Source organism: Arthrobacter sp. D1-17 (assembly GCF_054130535.1).
Window position 1 is genome coordinate 3,493,932 of record NZ_CP096382.1, and the last position, 15,963, is coordinate 3,509,894.

General features: G+C 64.2%; 16 protein-coding genes and 1 tRNA gene. 7 read left to right on the forward strand and 10 right to left on the reverse strand.

The features are described 5' to 3' along the window. Positions 1-61 precede the first annotated feature (61 nt). Both M1E01_RS16085 and M1E01_RS16090 read right to left on the reverse strand, forming a co-directional pair. A complete protein-coding gene (locus M1E01_RS16085) occupies positions 62-742 on the reverse strand; it encodes a response regulator (RefSeq protein WP_457972540.1) in 681 nt (226 codons plus the stop codon). After that, positions 739-1,920 (reverse strand): sensor histidine kinase, encoded by a 1,182-nt coding sequence (locus M1E01_RS16090; RefSeq protein WP_457975000.1) that lies wholly within the window; start codon positions 1,918-1,920, stop codon positions 739-741. The genes M1E01_RS16085 and M1E01_RS16090 overlap by 4 nt, the downstream gene beginning before the upstream one ends. A 206-nt stretch (positions 1,921-2,126) precedes the next feature. On the opposite strand from M1E01_RS16090, the gene phoU reads away from it, so the two are divergent. Continuing rightward, the gene (gene phoU, locus M1E01_RS16095) at positions 2,127-2,792 is read left to right on the forward strand and encodes a phosphate signaling complex protein PhoU (protein WP_457972541.1); all 666 of its coding nucleotides are present in this window, start codon (positions 2,127-2,129) and stop codon (positions 2,790-2,792) included. A 72-nt stretch (positions 2,793-2,864) separates the two neighbouring features. On the opposite strand, the gene M1E01_RS16100 is transcribed toward phoU, so the two are convergent. Beyond that, positions 2,865-3,611, reverse strand: a complete 747-nt coding sequence (locus tag M1E01_RS16100; RefSeq protein WP_457972542.1) for a phosphoglyceromutase — start codon at positions 3,609-3,611, stop codon at positions 2,865-2,867. Positions 3,612-3,682: 71 nt separating this feature from the next. Between M1E01_RS16100 and M1E01_RS16105 the strand changes: the two genes are divergently transcribed. Beyond that, positions 3,683-4,513, forward strand: coding sequence for a class I SAM-dependent methyltransferase (locus M1E01_RS16105; RefSeq protein ID WP_457972543.1), 831 nt, complete (start codon positions 3,683-3,685; stop codon positions 4,511-4,513). 48 nt (positions 4,514-4,561) lie between these two features. Here M1E01_RS16105 and M1E01_RS16110 read toward each other — a convergent pair whose 3' ends face one another. After that, complete coding sequence (locus tag M1E01_RS16110) at positions 4,562-4,918, reverse strand: DUF2516 family protein (protein WP_457972544.1); 357 nt, start codon at positions 4,916-4,918, stop codon at positions 4,562-4,564. Between the two features lie 9 nt (positions 4,919-4,927). Beyond that, positions 4,928-6,112, reverse strand: coding sequence for a trans-sulfuration enzyme family protein (locus M1E01_RS16115; protein ID WP_457972545.1), 1,185 nt, complete (start codon positions 6,110-6,112; stop codon positions 4,928-4,930). An 81-nt stretch (positions 6,113-6,193) separates the two neighbouring features. On the opposite strand from M1E01_RS16115, the gene tmk reads away from it, so the two are divergent. The 4 genes from tmk to M1E01_RS16135 all read left to right on the forward strand — a co-directional run bounded on the left by tmk (position 6,194) and on the right by M1E01_RS16135 (position 9,794). After that, a complete protein-coding gene (gene tmk, locus M1E01_RS16120) occupies positions 6,194-6,850 on the forward strand; it encodes a dTMP kinase (RefSeq protein ID WP_457972546.1) in 657 nt (218 codons plus the stop codon). Continuing rightward, positions 6,847-7,989 (forward strand): DNA polymerase III subunit delta', encoded by a 1,143-nt coding sequence (locus tag M1E01_RS16125; RefSeq protein WP_457972547.1) that lies wholly within the window; start codon positions 6,847-6,849, stop codon positions 7,987-7,989. Before tmk ends, M1E01_RS16125 begins: the two co-directional genes overlap by 4 nt. Before the next feature lie 60 nt (positions 7,990-8,049). Next, complete coding sequence (locus M1E01_RS16130; protein ID WP_457975001.1) at positions 8,050-9,627, forward strand: alpha/beta hydrolase; 1,578 nt, start codon at positions 8,050-8,052, stop codon at positions 9,625-9,627. Between the two features lie 94 nt (positions 9,628-9,721). Further along, positions 9,722-9,794 (forward strand) — tRNA-Thr (locus M1E01_RS16135). A gap of 173 nt (positions 9,795-9,967) precedes the next feature. Here M1E01_RS16135 and M1E01_RS16140 read toward each other — a convergent pair. From M1E01_RS16140 to M1E01_RS16160, 5 genes are all read right to left on the reverse strand, one after another. Then, positions 9,968-11,161 (reverse strand): glutamate--cysteine ligase, encoded by a 1,194-nt coding sequence (locus M1E01_RS16140; RefSeq protein ID WP_457972548.1) that lies wholly within the window; start codon positions 11,159-11,161, stop codon positions 9,968-9,970. A gap of 408 nt (positions 11,162-11,569) precedes the next feature. After that, entirely contained in the window at positions 11,570-11,707 is a 138-nt protein-coding gene (locus M1E01_RS16145; protein WP_457972549.1) for a methionine/alanine import family NSS transporter small subunit, read from the reverse strand. Further along, positions 11,704-13,278 (reverse strand): sodium-dependent transporter, encoded by a 1,575-nt coding sequence (locus M1E01_RS16150; RefSeq protein WP_457972550.1) that lies wholly within the window; start codon positions 13,276-13,278, stop codon positions 11,704-11,706. The genes M1E01_RS16145 and M1E01_RS16150 overlap by 4 nt, the downstream gene beginning before the upstream one ends. Before the next feature lie 365 nt (positions 13,279-13,643). Next, on the reverse strand, positions 13,644-14,117 hold the full coding sequence (locus tag M1E01_RS16155) for an SRPBCC family protein (protein ID WP_457972551.1): 474 nt from the start codon (positions 14,115-14,117) through the stop codon (positions 13,644-13,646). Between the two features lie 151 nt (positions 14,118-14,268). Next, complete coding sequence (locus tag M1E01_RS16160; protein WP_457972552.1) at positions 14,269-14,670, reverse strand: hypothetical protein; 402 nt, start codon at positions 14,668-14,670, stop codon at positions 14,269-14,271. Positions 14,671-14,790: 120 nt separating this feature from the next. Here M1E01_RS16160 and M1E01_RS16165 point away from each other — a divergent pair, with 120 nt between their 5' ends. Continuing rightward, positions 14,791-15,948, forward strand: coding sequence for a glutamate--cysteine ligase (locus M1E01_RS16165; RefSeq protein ID WP_457972553.1), 1,158 nt, complete (start codon positions 14,791-14,793; stop codon positions 15,946-15,948). Positions 15,949-15,963 lie beyond the last annotated feature (15 nt).

Below are 15,963 nucleotides of genomic sequence, written 5' to 3' on the forward strand. Positions count from 1 at the left end.
GGCCGGATATCGAATGACGGACACTCCGGCCGGCCGGAAGGCGGCAGCCAGGCCGTGCCCCTTACGGTTCGAATTTGTACCCCAGGCCGCGGACGGTCACGAGGTACCGCGGAAGGGAGGGGTCGGGTTCGATCTTGCTGCGCAGCCGCTTGACATGGACGTCGAGCGTCTTCGTGTCACCCACGTAATCGGATCCCCAGACCCTGTCGATCAGCTGGCCGCGGGTGAGGACCCGGCCCGAATTCCGGAGCAGCATCTCGAGGAGTTCAAATTCCTTCAGCGGGAGCGCCACCTGCTCCCCGCCCACGCTGACGACATGGCGTTCGATGTCCATCCGAACCGGACCGGCCTGCACCGTGCTGGAAACGAGTTCTTCCGGTTCGCCCTGGCGGCGGAGCACCGCCCGGACGCGGGCCACCAGCTCCCGCGATGAGTACGGCTTGGTGACGTAGTCGTCGGCACCCAGCTCCAGCCCCACCACCTTATCGATTTCCGTGTCCTTGGCGGTGAGCATGATCACGGGGACGCCCGAGCGCTGGCGCAGCTGACGGCAGACTTCCGTCCCGGACAGGCCCGGCAGCTGCAGGTCCAGGAGCACCAGGTCGGCTCCGTTGCGGTCGAATTCCGTAAGCGCGTCCAGGCCGTTGTCCACGACCTCGACCTCAAAGCCTTCCTTGCCCAGCAGATAGGACAGGGGATCGCTGAACGATTCCTCGTCCTCCACAATAAGAATCCTGCTCAAGCGGTAACTCCTCGTTCTTGGACGCCGGCGGCGTCCCTTGGTTCTTTTGCATGCGACGCCTGCCCTTCCATTTCCGGCAGGCGCAGCGTGAACGTCGAACCCTGGCCCGGCTGCGACCACAGGGTCACCTCTCCGCCATGGTTGGAAACGACGTGTTTGACAATGCTCAGGCCCAGCCCGGTCCCGCCGGTGTGGCGTGACCGTGCGGAATCCACGCGGTAAAAACGTTCGAACACGCGTTCCTGGTCCTCGGCCGAAAGGCCCTCGCCCTGATCCGTCACGGAGATCGAGACGAGGCCTTCCTTGGCCCGGAGTCCGATCCCCACCCTCGTGTTCTCCGGGGAGTAACGGATGGCATTGTCAATGAGGTTGCGCAGGGCGGTCACCAGGAGGTCCTGGTCCCCGTAGACCTTGGCGTCGACCCGGCCGCCGATGACAATTTGAATGTTCTTGCTTTCCGCCGGCAGCTGTGAGCGGTCCACCGCCTCTGCGACAACGTCGTTGATGTCAACTTCCTGTCCCTGCTGCGCCACATCTGCGGCCTGCAGGCGGGAGAGCTCGATGATGTCCTGTACCAGCGCCGCAAGCCGGGCGGATTCCTTGTGCATGCGGGCCGCGAAGCGCCGGACGGCCTCTTCGTCGGCCGCCGAGGATTCGATCGCCTCTGCCAGCAGGGACAGTGCGCCCACCGGAGTCTTCAGTTCATGGGACACGTTCGCCACGAAGTCGTTGCGGATCTCCTCGGTGCGCGTGATTTCGGTCCGGTCATCGGCCAGGAGGAGAATATATTCCTCTCCGAGCATGGCGGCCCGGACCTGCACGATGATGGCGCCCTGGCCGAGCGGGCCCCTCGGAAGCTCGAGGCGCTTTTCGAGGATGACGCCGTCGCGGCGGACGTTCGCCGTCATGTCCAGCAGCTCCCGGTGCACCACGGTGTGGCCCCGCACCAGCCCGTATGCATAGGCAGCCGGGCTTGCCCGGACCACGCCGTCGATGGCGTCCACGACCACGAAGGCCTTGCCGATGACGGCGAGCACTTCAGCGGCGCCTGGCGGCAGCGCAGGTTCATCGACTTCGACGTCGACAATCTTTCGCTGCTGCTCGCTGACCCTGAAGGCGAGCATACCGAAGACGCCGAACGACAGGCCGAGCAGGCCGGCGATGACACCGATGAGCATTGGATCCACGGCTCCAGCTTATGCTTTCGAAATGCCCGCACAGCGGTTCCAGGACCAGAACGGGGCGGATTCAGCTAACGTTCATCTAGAGGTGCGTAACAGTTCACCCGACACTGGAAGAGTGGCGGGTTGGACTGCCGGAACGGTGATACGAGACCCGGACCGCCCATCGCGGCGGGCCGGGCCTCCAAGGAAAGGACGCCTACGTGCGTAAGGTTTTTCAGGAAGAGCTCGCCCAGGTGGGCGAAGACCTCATCGAAATGTCAAAGCTGGTCAGCGACGCGATCACGAAGGCAACCGCGTCGTTTGAAGTCGCCGACGTCGATCTGGCCCAGGATGTCATCGCGGCTGATGCCCGGATCGACTTCCTGCAGAACAGCCTTGATGAACGAGCCATCGACATCCTCGCCCTCCAGGGGCCGGTGGCCAGCGACCTGCGGATGATCGTGGGTTCGCTGCGGATGAGCGCTTCGCTCGAGCGCATGGGCGACCTCGCCCGCCACATCGCGCAGCTGGCCCGTCTCCGCTTTCCCTCCACGGTGATCCCCGCCTCCCTGACGGAAACCTTCAAGAGTTTCGCCGAGCACGACATCGTGATCGCCAACAAACTCACGCAGCTGCTGGAGACCCGCGATCTTGAAGTTGCCCGGGACATCCTGAAGGCGAACTCGGAGGTCAACGACCTGCACGTCAGCGTTTTCAAGGCCATCGCCCGGAGCGACTGGCAGGAAACCCCCGCCACCACTGTGGACGTGGCCCTCGCCAGCCGGTACTTCGAGCGCTTTGCCGACCACGGTGTTTCGGTGGCGCAGAAGGTCACGTACCTCGTGACGGGCGCGTGGCACCCGAACAGCAGCATCGAACACGGCTGATGCAGTAGCACCGCAGCCAACAGACGACGGCGGCCGGTCACCTAGGTGACCGGCCGCCGTCGTCGTCTATTCTTACTTCTTGCCCTGGTTCGCCACGGCCAGGATGGCTTCCTCGGCAGCCTCGGGGTCAAGATACGTTCCGCCTGGCTTGAGCGGCTGGAAGTTCTCGTCCAGGTCGTAGACCAGCGGAATGCCGGTGGGGATGTTCAGGCTGGCGATGGCTTCATCGCTGATGCCGTCGAGGTGCTTCACCAGGGCGCGCAGCGAGTTGCCGTGGGCCGTGACGAGTACGGTCTTGCCTGACTTGAGATCTTCCTTGATGTCCGATTCCCAGTACGGAAGCAGCCGGACCAGGACATCCTTGAGGCACTCCGTACGGGGCAGCTTGTCGCCCAGGCCGGCGTAGCGGGGATCGTGCGCCTGTGAGAATGGTGAGTCGTCGTCAAGGGGCGGCGGCGGGGTGTCGTAGGACCGGCGCCATTCCATGAACTGCTCCTCACCGTACTCGGCGAGGGTCTGGGCCTTGTCCTTGCCCTGCAGCGCACCGTAGTGGCGTTCGTTCAGGCGCCAGTCGCGCTTGACCGGGATCCATCCGCGGTCGGCCTTGTCCAGGGCAATGTTGGCCGTGTTGATGGCCCGCTTCAGGAGCGACGTGTAAAGGATGTCCGGGAGCACGTCGTGCTCGACCAGGAGCTCTCCCCCGCGGGCTGCTTCCTCGCGGCCCTGGTCGTTGAGGTCAACGTCCACCCAGCCGGTGAAGAGGTTCTTGGCATTCCATTCGCTGTGGCCGTGGCGCAGCAGAATCAGCTTGTAAGTCATGATTTTCATCCTAGCCGAGCAGGGACTTCCGCCGCCGTCCGTTACATTTCCCTGCAGGATAGTCTGGGGCGGTGGTTCAGAAAGCAGAGCGGGTGGCACATCCGGACAGCCGTGGCAGCGGCGGACGCCCTGTCGGCAACATTACCCGCGGCACCACCAACCCCAACCGTATGCGCCGCGTGGACCGCTGGCTCACCGGGCCGCAGGCCTGGCGTCTGCGGTCAGCGGCAGATCCCTTGGCAGTCGACCTGGGCTACGGCGCTTCCCCGGCCACCGCCGTCGAGCTTTTTGAGCGGCTTTCCGCCGTCCGGCCGGACGTCCGCCTGTGCGGTATCGAAATCGAGCCCGACCGCGTGCAGGCCGCCAGCGCACTGGAACGACCGGGACTCAGCTTCCTCCTCGGAGGCTTCGAAATCCCGGTGCCGGGAAAACCAGTCCTCGTCCGTGCCTTTAATGTGCTGCGCCAGTATGAGGAGGCGGACGTCGGCGGGATCTGGCGTCTGGTGCAGGACCGGCTCGCTCCGGACGGGCTGTTTATTGACGGAACCTGCGACGAGATCGGCCGGCGCGTTACGTGGATTGCGCTGGATGCCGCGCGTCCGCTCTCGTTGAGCATGTCCATGCGCTTTGGCAGCTTTGAACGGCCGTCGGACGTGGCCGAACGCCTGCCCAAAGCGCTTATCCACCGCAACGTCCCCGGCGAGCCCGTTCATGCGCTGCTGCAGGCCATGGACCGCACGTGGCTTGAGTCGGCGGCGCTGGCAGCCTTCGGGAACAGACAACGCTGGACGTCCATGTGCGTGATGCTGCGCGATGGAGGGTGGCCGGTCCACGACGGACCGTCACGCTGGCGACTGGGGGAACTCACGGTGGGCTGGGAAGCGGTGGCTCCGCTGCCTTAGCTACTCCGGCCTTAGCTACTCCGCAGTTGGGTCACTGGCTGTGCGAGGTCACCAGGGTCCGTAGGGGCCGGTGTTGCGGCTGCCGCCGCGGCCGGCGTCCTTGACCGCGGGCCGGACATCCGCCAGGTAGACCGACGCTGCCACTACAGCTGCGAGGCCGAACAGGCCAAACGGTCCAATCAGACCGCCTCCCCCGCCGCCCAGTACCGACAAGGCACCGATCGCCAGGCTGCCGCCGGTGAGCGCCAGCCAGAACGTCTTGGTCCTCTTACCCACAGCCTCAAAGGCGTTGGCCCTGTGGCGGACACAGTCGAAGAAGGCCCACACTTCCAGGACCAGTGCCACCAGCCCCAAGACGTAGTAGACCGCGCTTTCGACAACTCTGATCAGTACTGTTCCGTCCACCTGACAAGCCTATCTGTCCAAGGCGGCCAAAGCCTGCTGCAAATCGGACCAAAGGTCTTCGACGTTTTCGATCCCCACGCTGAGGCGCACGAGATTCTCCGGCACGCTTTCCGGCTCCGCTACGTGCCGCCGTCGTCGTTCGATCAATGACTCGACACCGCCGAGCGACGTGGCGGGCAGCCACAGCTGCAGCGAGCGGACCAGTTTGTCCGCTGCGTCCGCGCCGCTGAGATCGTCCGCAGGGGAAATCTGGATGCAGACGACGGACCCGAAGCCGGTCATCTGGGACTTGGCCCGGTCATGGCCGGGATCTGTGGCGAGGCCCGGGTAGCGGACGCTTTCGACGCGCGGGTGGGCGCTGAGCCTTTCGGCGAGCACGGCAGCGGAGGCCTGCGAGCGTTCGATCCGCAGCGCCAGAGTCCGCAGCCCGCGCAGCGCCAGCCAGGCCTCGAACGGGCCCGCTATGGCGCCGTGGATGATGCGGTGGTGGAGCAGGGTGTTCCGCAGTTCCGGATCGGAGGTCACCAGGGCGCCCAGCACGACGTCGGAATGCCCGGCCAAGTATTTGGTCACCGAGTGGAGGACGACGTCGGACCCCAGGGCGAGCGGCTGCTGCACCAGCGGCGTAGAGAAGGTATTGTCCGTGACGACGACGGCTCCGGCGTCGTGCGCGGCCTGGGTCAGGGCACGGATGTCGGCGATGCCGAGCATGGGGTTGGTGGGGCTTTCCAGCCACAGCATCGCCGCCGGCTTCCCGCCCGCCGGCGTGAGCTGGGCAAGGACGGCAGCAGTGTCGGCGATGTCCACCGTGCGCAACTCGATGAAGCCCTTTTCTGCCAGCTCGGACGCCATCACCAGCGAACCGGCGTAACTGTGGGACGGCATGACGAGCGCTCCCCCGGCCGGGATAAGCGACAGGGCTGAGCTGACGGCAGCCAGCCCGGACGCGTAGAGCAGGCCGGGCAGGGAGGCGCCTTCAAGCTGACCCAGCGCTTCTTCGAACGGGTCCCAGGTGGGGTTGGAGTAGCGGCCGTAGCCGCGGTCGCCGTCGTCCAGGGCGGCGGTTCCGAAGTACGTGGAGGACAGCACGATCGGCGGGTTGACAGGCTCGTCCCGTTCGCGGGGCGGCCGGCCGGCGGCCACAACCACCGTCTCAGCCGAAAGGGACGCGGCACGCTGTTGGGAAAGACTCATGATCAAAGGGTACGTGGGCTCCAGCTGTGTGAAAAAGCGGCCGTAGGGCTTACGGTCAGCAGGAGTCGGTACGCTGGATGAGTGAATAAGCAGAGTCCCGGACTGTTCATCGCTTTCGAAGGCGGTGACGGCGCCGGCAAGTCTACCCAGGCCGCCCGGCTGGCCGGGGCACTGGAGTCCCGCGGCCTGACCGTGCTGCGGACCAGGGAACCGGGTGGAACCCCGATCGGTGAGAAGCTGCGCGCCCTGGTGTTGGAACACGGCCATGGCCACATCGACGCCCACACGGAGGCGCTGATTTTCGCTGCCTCCCGCGCCGCACACGCGAGCCAGGTGATCCGGCCGGCGCTGGAACGCGGAGAAGTGGTGCTGACAGACCGCTACATCGACTCCTCGGTGGCTTACCAGGGAGCCGGCCGGGACCTCGGAACAGATGCCGTGCGAAGCATCAACGAGTGGGCCACCTCCGGACTGCAGCCGGACCTCACAGTGCTGCTTGACGTCCATCCAGCCGATGGACGCAGCCGCCGCACCGCCGGCGACGCAGCAGAGGACCGGCTGGAATCGGAAGCCGATGAGTTCCACGCCCGGATCCGGCAGGCATTTCTGGACCTTGCCGCCGCCCGGCCGGACAGGTACCTCGTCCTTGAGGCACAGCAGTCCGTGGACGAGCTCACCGCACGCATCCTGGACCGCGTGGACCGGCTGCTGGCAGCGTCCGCCAGGAGTCTGCGATGACCGTATGGGAGGACCTGCAGGGCCAACCGGCCGTCGTCACCCAGCTGCAGCAGGCGGCCATGGGCGAAGGGCTGACACATGCCTGGCTGTTCACCGGCCCGCCGGGATCGGGCCGCTCCAACGCCGCGAAAGCCTTCGCGGCGGCGCTGAACTGCGACCAGGACGATGTCGCCCGGCGCGGCTGCGGCGAGTGCCACGCGTGCAGGACGATCCTCGGAGAGACGCACGCCGATGTCGTTTTTGTCCGCACCGAAAAGGTGACCATCACGATTGAGGAAGCCCGGGAATTGGTGTCGACGGCCGGCAACAGGCCGTCGTCGGGCCGGTGGCGGATCATCGTGGTTGAGGACGCGGACCGTATGGCGGAACGCACCACCAACGTTCTCCTAAAAGCCATTGAGGAACCCACGCCGCGGACCATCTGGATGCTGTGCGCGCCCTCCCCCGCGGATGTCCTGGTGACCATCCGGTCGCGGTGCCGGGCTGTGGCGCTGCGGCTTCCCCCCGCTGCGGACGTCGCCGCCTTGCTGGTCAAGCGCGATGGCGTGGATTTGGACCTCGCTCAGCGCGCAGCACGCGCGGCGCAAAGCCATGTAGGAATTGCGCGCCGGCTGGCACGTGACGCCGAGGCAAGGGAACGCCGGCTGGAAACGGTTCGCTTCCCGTTGGGTCTCCAGGGCGTCACGGCCGCCGTCATGATGGCTGATAAACTTGTGAAGATCGCCACCGAGGAGGCCAACAGCTCCAATGAGGAGCGCGACGCCGCCGAAAAGGCCGCACTGCTGGCCACGCTGGGCGCCCCTGAGACCGGACAGCTGCCGCCCGCCATGCGCAGCCAGGTCAAACAGCTTGAGGACGACCAGAAACGGCGCGCGAAACGTTCTATCACCGATTCCCTGGACCGGACGCTCACCGATCTCCTCTCCTTCTACCGGGATGTGCTCATCATCCAGATGGGGAATTCCGTGGAGCTCGTGAACGTTGAGCTCAGGGCTGAACTGGAGGACTTCGCCGGCCGTTCAGGCCCAGAAGTCACCCTCGCCAGGATGGATGCCATCAACAAGGCAAGGAAGCGCATCACCACCACCAACGTCGCACCGCTTTTGACCATCGAGGCAATGGCCACCGGCCTGATCTAGCCGGCCCGCATTCCGCCTGCCCCAATGCCGCCAAACGCCCTGCCCAAGGAGAACCGCATGATGTCCACACTCCCCCCGACCGCGCGATCGCGCTCCTTCGCGACCGCAGTGCGGGCTGCCGGAGCGATGGCGGTGGTTCTGTTCCTGACATCATGCACCTTGTTGGGGAGCTCCAAGGACGGCGGGCAGCAGGGGAACTCTACGGGCCAGGCGGATCCATCCATAGCAGCGGCGGCTCCCGAAGGTCTGGAAGACTTTTACTCCCAGAGTATTGTGTGGGAGTCCTGCGAGGAGGAGATGCAGTGCGCCAAGGTCAAGGCGCCGCTGGACTACGCCAAACCGGACGGCGAAACCATCGAACTCGCAGCCCTCAAGATCCCCAGCAGCGGGAAAGACAAGCAAGGGAGCTTGCTGATCAACCCCGGGGGGCCGGGGGCATCCGGTTACGACTTCGTCCGCGACGCCGGCTTCACCAACTTCTCCGAGAAGGTGCGGGCCAACTACGATCTCATTGGTTTTGACCCGCGTGGCGTCAAGCGCTCCGCGCCGGTGACCTGCCTGACAGACAAGGAACGCGATGAGGCCCGGGCGAAGATCTACGCCCCGGAAACAGACGCCGGCCTGGCCACCCTCCTCGCCGACAACAAAGCAATCGCCGAGAAGTGCGCCCAACAGACAGGGCCCGCACTGGGACACATCGACACCGTCAGTGCCGCCAAGGACCTGGACATCCTCCGCGCAGTGGTCAACGACGCCAAGCTCAACTACGCGGGCTTCTCCTACGGGACCTTCCTCGGCGCGACCTACGCCTCGCTGTTCCCGGACAACGTCGGACGGATGCTGCTCGACGGAGCGGTGGACCCGTCCCTCGGCGCTGACGAAATCACGCTTGGCCAGGCGAAGGCGTTCGACAAGGCACTCCGCGCCTATGTCGGGCACTGCCTGCAGCAGGAAGCCTGTCCCTTGAGCGGCACGGTTGAAGACGGTGTCCAGCAGATCAGCGATATGATTCAGTCGGTCGCGTCCAACCCCCGCCCGGCAAAGGACGGCCGGATTGTCGGCGGCAACACCTTCGCCAGCGGACTAATTGTGCCCCTGTATGCCAACGAAAACTGGCCCGCCCTGACGCAGGCGCTTGACGCTGTAACCAAGGGCGACGTCAGCCTCATGCTCCGCCTGGCGGACCTCGGCGCCAACCGCAGTTCCAACGGAAAATACACCTCCAACACAACGTTCGCGTTTTCTGCGATCAACTGCCTGGACTACCCGATGGACAGCGATCCTGCCGCCATGCGGGAAGAGGAACTGAAGCTCCGTGAGGCGTCACCGACGCTTGGGTACTTCTTCGCCTACGGCGCGGCCAACTGCGCCAACTGGCCGTACAAGAACGTCCGGCCCGCTCCGGCGGCCGTGAAATATGACGGCGAATCCCCCATCGTGGTGGTCGGCACCACCGGAGATCCTGCCACCCCCGTGGAGTGGGCCACCTCCCTCCGCAAGCAGCTGGGCAACGCTTCGCTGCTGACGTGGAAGGGCGAAGGCCACACGGCATACGGACGGGCCAACAGCTGCATCGAAGACGCCGTTGACTCGTACCTGGTCGACGGCAAGAAACCGGCAGACAACACGGTCTGCTGAGCTTCTCCTCCTGTCATTTTGACCCGGACGCAGGGACTCTATTACAGTTGACTCTTGCATGAACCAGCCGGGATTTTACGGTCAGGCGTGCGGTGCTTCCTTAGCTCAGTCGGTAGAGCGTTTCACTCGTAATGAAAAGGTCATCAGTTCGATTCTGATAGGAAGCTCGGGCAAAACCCCGTATTGTCGTTGATTTCGACGATAATGCGGGGTTTTTCGCTGGTTAACCTGAGCCCTGCCAAGGCCAGGGCAGGCTATGGTCGCCCTCGGATCAGGATGGAGCTTCAAGGACGAGGCGATTCCACTCAGGCCTGAATTAGTTCCCCCGTCTGGTGGCGCATTAGTCACCGGAGCCCCGGCGGAGGAAAACTCCGCCCCCGAACGTCACCCGTCCCTTCGCCATGAGCCTATGCTGGGTCTCTCCCGTACTGCTGCCCGCCTCCCGCAATGGTGTGGCCGGAATGCAGGTGATGTGAACAGCATCGGCGATCACATCCCGCATGCTTCCGGCACGCGCGTAGGAGTTGCGCTGCACGGCGGCGCCGGTCCCCCGGTTCAGGACCTGGAATAGCAGGAACTCCACGGTACTGAGCTCGCCCTGTTCCTCCAGCACCGGCCGGAGGTGGTCCAGCAGGGCCATCACCGGCTCGAATGCACCCCGGGGCTTTCCTGACACGGGGTCCGCCAACTCGCCATCGAGTCCGTAGCGGCTGGCCCGCCAGGACGCGAGTTGCAGTTGGGTGGCTGAAGCCGGGACCGGGCTGACGCCGTCGCGCCACTGCCGTGCCGCGGTCTCCGCCAGCCCGCGGACCAGGGCTGCCATCAGTACGGCGTCGTCCGCGTACAAGCACACGTCCGCCACCCGGACCTCCACGGTCGGGTGCTTGTGGCTGAGCCGCGCGTCGAAGTACAGGTTCGCCTTGTCCAGAGGCACGCCGGAGCTGAGGACCTGCCCGATCTCACGGTGGTAGGCAGCAGCGGAGCCGTATATGTCAGCCGGGCCGGTTGTGGGCCACCGGCCCCAGGCCTGCCAGCGGTAGCTCGCGTAGCTTGAGTCCAGGCCGTTCCAATACGGCGAATTGGCGCTGATGGCCAGTAGGACGGGCAGCCAGATCCGGATGCGGTCCAGGATGGCGACGCCTTCGTCTTCCGACTCGATCTCCACATGCACGTGGCAGCCGCCGGTCAGTTGTTCGACGGCGGTAAGCCCGAACCTCTCCATCAGCTGCGCACAGCGTTTCCCCGGGGCGATGGTGGACTCCACCGGCAGCGGCGAGGTTGCCAGCGCAGCCGCCCGTGCTCCTGCCCTCCTGGCCGCCGCGTCTGCGTTCTCCCGCCCGGAACTGATGTCATGGGCCAGTTCGGAGAGGCTGACCCGCGGCAGGGTGCAGGTTTCAACCTGTTCCTGTTTCATCTCGCTGGTGAGGCGGGGAAAGTCGCTGAGCTGTTCGAGGACTTCGCCCAGAGGCAGTGGGGTCCCGTTCTCGCCGTCCACGATCAGGAATTCTTCCTCAACGCCCATCCTGCGCGTCATTGCGTACCCCCAAGGACGCGCGGATTCACTGACTGCTCCCGACCAACTGCGGAAGTGCTACCGCTCCGGATAAGGTAAGCCACATTGCTCCTAGGCATAGGTCCGCAGGCCGTTTGCTCAACCCCGCCTCATTCTCACACATGAATCAGGGCGGCGGATGCACCATGAGGAGCAGCACCTTGTCACCCAACACCGCCGCACGCCGTCGTGCGTTTCCTCAAGCCGCCGGGCTGCACGGCGCTGCGGGAAGACGACGCCGCGACCGGCCCGGCGGGAGGAGGTGCGCAACGAAAAGGTCTCAGTCCAATTCTGATAGCCAGCTCGGGAAGGACCGCGCAGCATCGCTGATCCCGTGGCGGTAAGGGGTGTTTGTGGCGACGCTGGCCAAGAGAGCGAGTACCTCTGGGTTCAAAGCTCCCAGGCTTGCTCCTCGGGCAACGCCCCTTCGTCTTCCGGGTGCCTGTGAAGGTTCAGCAGTGCCAGCACCAGGCCGCCCCAGACGGTAACGATGGCAATGATCATCATGATGATGGCGATAGGTGTCACAGCGCCGTCTCCTTTGCTTCGTTGGCCACCAGGGAGTCGTATTCAGGGTCGTGGTGGGCTTTGGAGCGCCTGCTCCATGGAATGAAGGTCAGTACCAGCGCGAGGACAATCAGTCCACCTGCCATTCCCCAGCCGAATACTCCAACGAACCAGTCGGGGTAACCCTCATAGGTCGTGGAGATCTTCGTCGTGAATTCATTGGCCACCATGTAAATAAGCGCGAGCGGCACAATGCCTGAGACCAACACCATCCAGGTCCGGCGCATCTTTATGGTCGAAATCCGGTTGAGGTGGGCGGACAACAGTGGAAGCTTGCGCAGGAACCACGCCAGCACCACTACGGTCACGAGCGCGCCGAGGGTAATGCCGAAGCTGTTGACGAAAGCATCTGAGGTGTCCAACAGGTACAGGCCTGTCGCCGTGGGGAACAGCCCCAGCGAGACGGCCGCAACCAGGACGCTGACCACCACTGATGCCGGGACGCGGTCCCAGCCCAGCTTGTCCTGCACAGCGGCGACAATCACTTCCAGCACGGAAATCAACGATGTAATGCCGGCAAACACCAGGGATCCGAAGAACAGCACTCCCATGAAGGCGCCGAAAGGGGCCTGCGACACGATGGTGGGAAACGCAATGAACGCCAGACCGATGCCTTGGGTCACGACGTCGCCAACCGCAGCCCCGGAAGCCTGCGCCATGAAGCCCAGTGCCGCGAAAACGCCGATACCGGCGAGGATCTCGAAGCCGGAGTTGGAAAAGGCAACCACCATTCCAGATCCGGTCAGGTCCGTCCTGCGCTTGAGGTAGGAGGAGTAGGTGACCATGATGCCGTAGCCCACGGAGAGTGAGAAGAAGATATGTCCGTAGGCCGCAGCCCACACAGACGGGTCACCGAGGGCGGACCAGTCCGGGGTGAAGAAAGCATTCAGGCCGTCCGCCGCCCCCGGCAGGAAGAGTGATTGGATTACCAGCAGGAGGAACATCACCATCAACAGCGGCAGCAGGACAGCGTTCGCGCGGGAGATGCCCTTGCGTATCCCGGCCACCATGATGGCAATGACAGCAACCCAGATAAGCAGCAGCGGGAAGAACACCGAGGGTACGAACTCGAAACCCAGGCCCGGCGCTTCAGCCACGGCCAGGAACTCTCCGAAGAAGAAGCCCTCAGCGTCGTCGCCCCAGGCTTCCGTAAAGGAGAAGATCATGTACATCAGCGACCAGGCGATAATCACCGCGTAATAGGCTGCGATGACGAAGCAGACCAGCACCTGCCACCAGCCCAGCGGCTCAGCGGCCCGGTGAAGCCGCCGATAGGCCAAGGGTGGGGAGCCGCGGAACTTGTGCCCGACCGCATAATCGAGGAACAGGAGCGGGATGCCGGCCGTCAGCAGCGCCGTGAGGTAGGGGATCAGGAAGGCTCCGCCACCATTGTCGTAAGCAATGTAGGGGAAGCGCCAAATGTTGCCCAAGCCCACAGCGGATCCGATGGCGGACAGGATGAAGAGCCTTCGCGACGAAAAGGTTTCTCTCTTCAACGGCGCCGAGAGCCGGGCTGACGGTGAAGTGCTCATTCCGGGACTCTACTTGGTGCAGGTACTGCACGAAAGCCCCTCCTGGCAAATGTACTGGTCCCCGGGTGCCGGAGTAAGCCCGAGCTGCCGGAACCGGGATGGGTTTCGGAGTAGCGGAAGAAACCAAAACACCGGGGAGAACCATGAATTTCCTCGGACCCTCTTCGGATATAGGCGCGCCTCCCGCCTGCCTTCCCCGGGCGGGCCTTCCACTCAGTCCGTGGGCACGCCGCCGCGGGTGGTAGCCGTCACGCGACATCGGGCGCCGGAGCGCCCCTACCAGTGAGTAGGAAAAGCCCGGACGCCCGACTGACAGGGTACTTCCCCGCAATCATGGGAAGTACCCCTCCCCGGCAGCTGCGGAGTTAGATCTGCCCGGTCGGGCCGGTATCCTCGACTTCCCCGCGCCATCCGCCGGTTTCGGTGCCGCGCGATTCGATGAAATCCTTGAACTTACGCATGTCGGCTTTGACCTGCATTTCGTCGATCTTGAGAGCCGCTCCTGCTTTCTCCGTGACTGTTTCCGGTGCCCACTCGAAATGGACCTTTACCTTGGTGTGATTGGCATCCAGGGGTGTGAACCTGATGATGCCGGCGTGCGATTTGCCGTCGGTGCTGCGCCAGGCGATCCGGTCGTCAGGCTCCTGGTCAACAATCTCCGTATCAAATTCACGTTTCACCCCGCCGACCTTGGTAACCCAGTGGTTGGTTGTGTCGGTCAGTTGGGTCACGGATTCCACACCGGACATGAACTGCGGAAAGGATTCGAACTGCGTCCACTGGTTATACGCCGTACGGACCGGGACTGCGACATCAACAGTCTCTTCAACGGTTTCCATCTGCTTCCTCCTGTCGTAACGGGCGGTCCGAAACGGACCGGCAGCAGTTCCTGCCCTGATGGAACAGGCAACCACTACTCCTGAACGGTAAGTCTGCTGTCTACCGGTGTCCAGACCCTGCAGGTTCCCCTCCTGACGGCGCGGTGGCGGGTCAGCGCTCGAGGTCATCCGGGTCGAACTGGCTCAGCGGGGACCCGCCAAAATTCGTCTGGTCATCACTTGCGTCCGCTTCCTCGCCAGGAGGAACTTCGCCGAAATCGACGTCGGCGGCGGCTTCTCCAATAGTCGGCACGTCTGCCCTTCCCCGTGTTTCATCACGCAGGGTCTGCTCACTCAGGAAATCCTCTTCCTCCCCCGAAACTGCCTCCTCCTGCAGCAGTGGATCATCCTGCCAGCGGTCAGGGTTATTCTCGGCAGCTCCCGGATAGCTGTCCGGCTCTCCGAACACAGGGTCCAGTTCCATGGAGGAAGCTGCACCTGGAGTTTCATCAAGCAGGACGTCGTCATCCTGAACTACTTCAAGTTCATCATCCGGAAGATTCTCTTCGGTCATGGTCACGCCTTTCTCAAGATCAGGCCATCCCAACACACTCTGGCATGTTTGCGGAAGAGGGGGCCCGCCCGGTGGCGCCATCCCTTCCGTCCAACCTCGGAGATACGCAAGACTGTCCGTGTGCGAAGCTTCGGTGTCGAAGAGGAATTCCTGCTGGTGGACGCCAGGACAGGTGTGCATGCTCCCGTGGGCCAACAACTGGTGGATGCGGCACCCAGTCCCCGGGCGGGGAAGGCTCCCGCCGCTGCCCGGGAACAGCCGGACCCCGGCAGGCGGAATAACTCTCTAAGGGGCGAGGTTCAGCTGGAGCAGGTTGAAGCCGTGTCCGCGCCCTTCACAAGCCTTGACCGGTTGGCCGACGCTGTGCGGGCCGGCCGCGTGGAAGCCAATCGGCAGGCTTTGGCATTCGGCGCCCTGGCGGTGGCGGTGGGCACCTCACCACTCCCGGATCTTCCGCGCCCTACCCGCCGCCCGCGCTATGAAGCCATGGAGGAACGCTTCGGGCTCATTCTGCGCGAACAGCTCATGTGCGGATTCCACATCCACGTCTCGATCAGTTCAGCTGAAGAAGGCGTGGCAGTCCTGGATGGGATCCGCATCTGGCTTCCCCTCCTGATCGCGATGTCGACGAATTCCCCGTTCTGGCTCGGCCAAGACACCGGGTACGCCAGCTTCCGCTACCAGGTCTGGAGACGCTGGCCAACGGCAGGGCCTACGGAGGTCTTCGGTTCCGCGCAAGCCTATAACCGGCTCCTCGACATGCTGCTCTCCTGCAACGTCCTGCTCGACGGGGCGATGGTTTATTTCGACGCCCGGCTCTCTGCCACCTACCCAACCGTTGAAGTCCGAGTTCCCGACGTCTGCCTTGACGCTGACCACGCCATTGCCATCGCAGCAGTCGCCCGGGCGCTGGTTGAAACCGCAGCCCGGGATTGGGCACGAGGAAACGAACCCCCGGCCGTGCCGGCTGAAATGCTGCGCCTGGCCTCCTGGCGGGCCAGCAGGTTCAGCCTCGACGGGGACCTCATCCACCCCCTGCATAACAAACCACGGCCCGCAAAAGAATGCCTCTCAGCACTTCTGGAGCACATCCGGCCGGCATTGACTGATACCGGGGACTTCACCAGAGTCCACGACACCATGCAGCACATCCTGGCCAACGGCACGGGAGCCCACCATCAGCGACGCGTCCTTAAACAAACCCGGAACCTGCGCCAGGTCATCCTCAACGCCGCACAGCGTACGACTGGAGCAAGCGGAGCCACAACCACGCGCTGACGCTTTCGTCAGCAG

Bases quoted from the DNA above. Each gene is read 5' to 3' on its own strand.
- M1E01_RS16100 (WP_457972542.1), bottom strand. From the start codon at position 3,611: ATGACTTACAAGCTGATTCTGCTGCGCCACGGCCACAGCGAATGGAAT.
- M1E01_RS16130 (WP_457975001.1), top strand. From the start codon at position 8,050: ATGTCCACACTCCCCCCGACCGCGCGATCGCGCTCCTTCGCGACCGCA.
- M1E01_RS16160 (WP_457972552.1), bottom strand. From the start codon at position 14,670: ATGACCGAAGAGAATCTTCCGGATGATGAACTTGAAGTAGTTCAGGAT.
- M1E01_RS16125 (WP_457972547.1), top strand. From the start codon at position 6,847: ATGACCGTATGGGAGGACCTGCAGGGCCAACCGGCCGTCGTCACCCAG.
- M1E01_RS16150 (WP_457972550.1), bottom strand. From the start codon at position 13,278: ATGAGCACTTCACCGTCAGCCCGGCTCTCGGCGCCGTTGAAGAGAGAA.
- M1E01_RS16155 (WP_457972551.1), bottom strand. From the start codon at position 14,117: ATGGAAACCGTTGAAGAGACTGTTGATGTCGCAGTCCCGGTCCGTACG.
- M1E01_RS16115 (WP_457972545.1), bottom strand. From the start codon at position 6,112: ATGAGTCTTTCCCAACAGCGTGCCGCGTCCCTTTCGGCTGAGACGGTG.
- M1E01_RS16090 (WP_457975000.1), bottom strand. From the start codon at position 1,920: ATGCTCATCGGTGTCATCGCCGGCCTGCTCGGCCTGTCGTTCGGCGTC.
- M1E01_RS16140 (WP_457972548.1), bottom strand. From the start codon at position 11,161: ATGACGCGCAGGATGGGCGTTGAGGAAGAATTCCTGATCGTGGACGGC.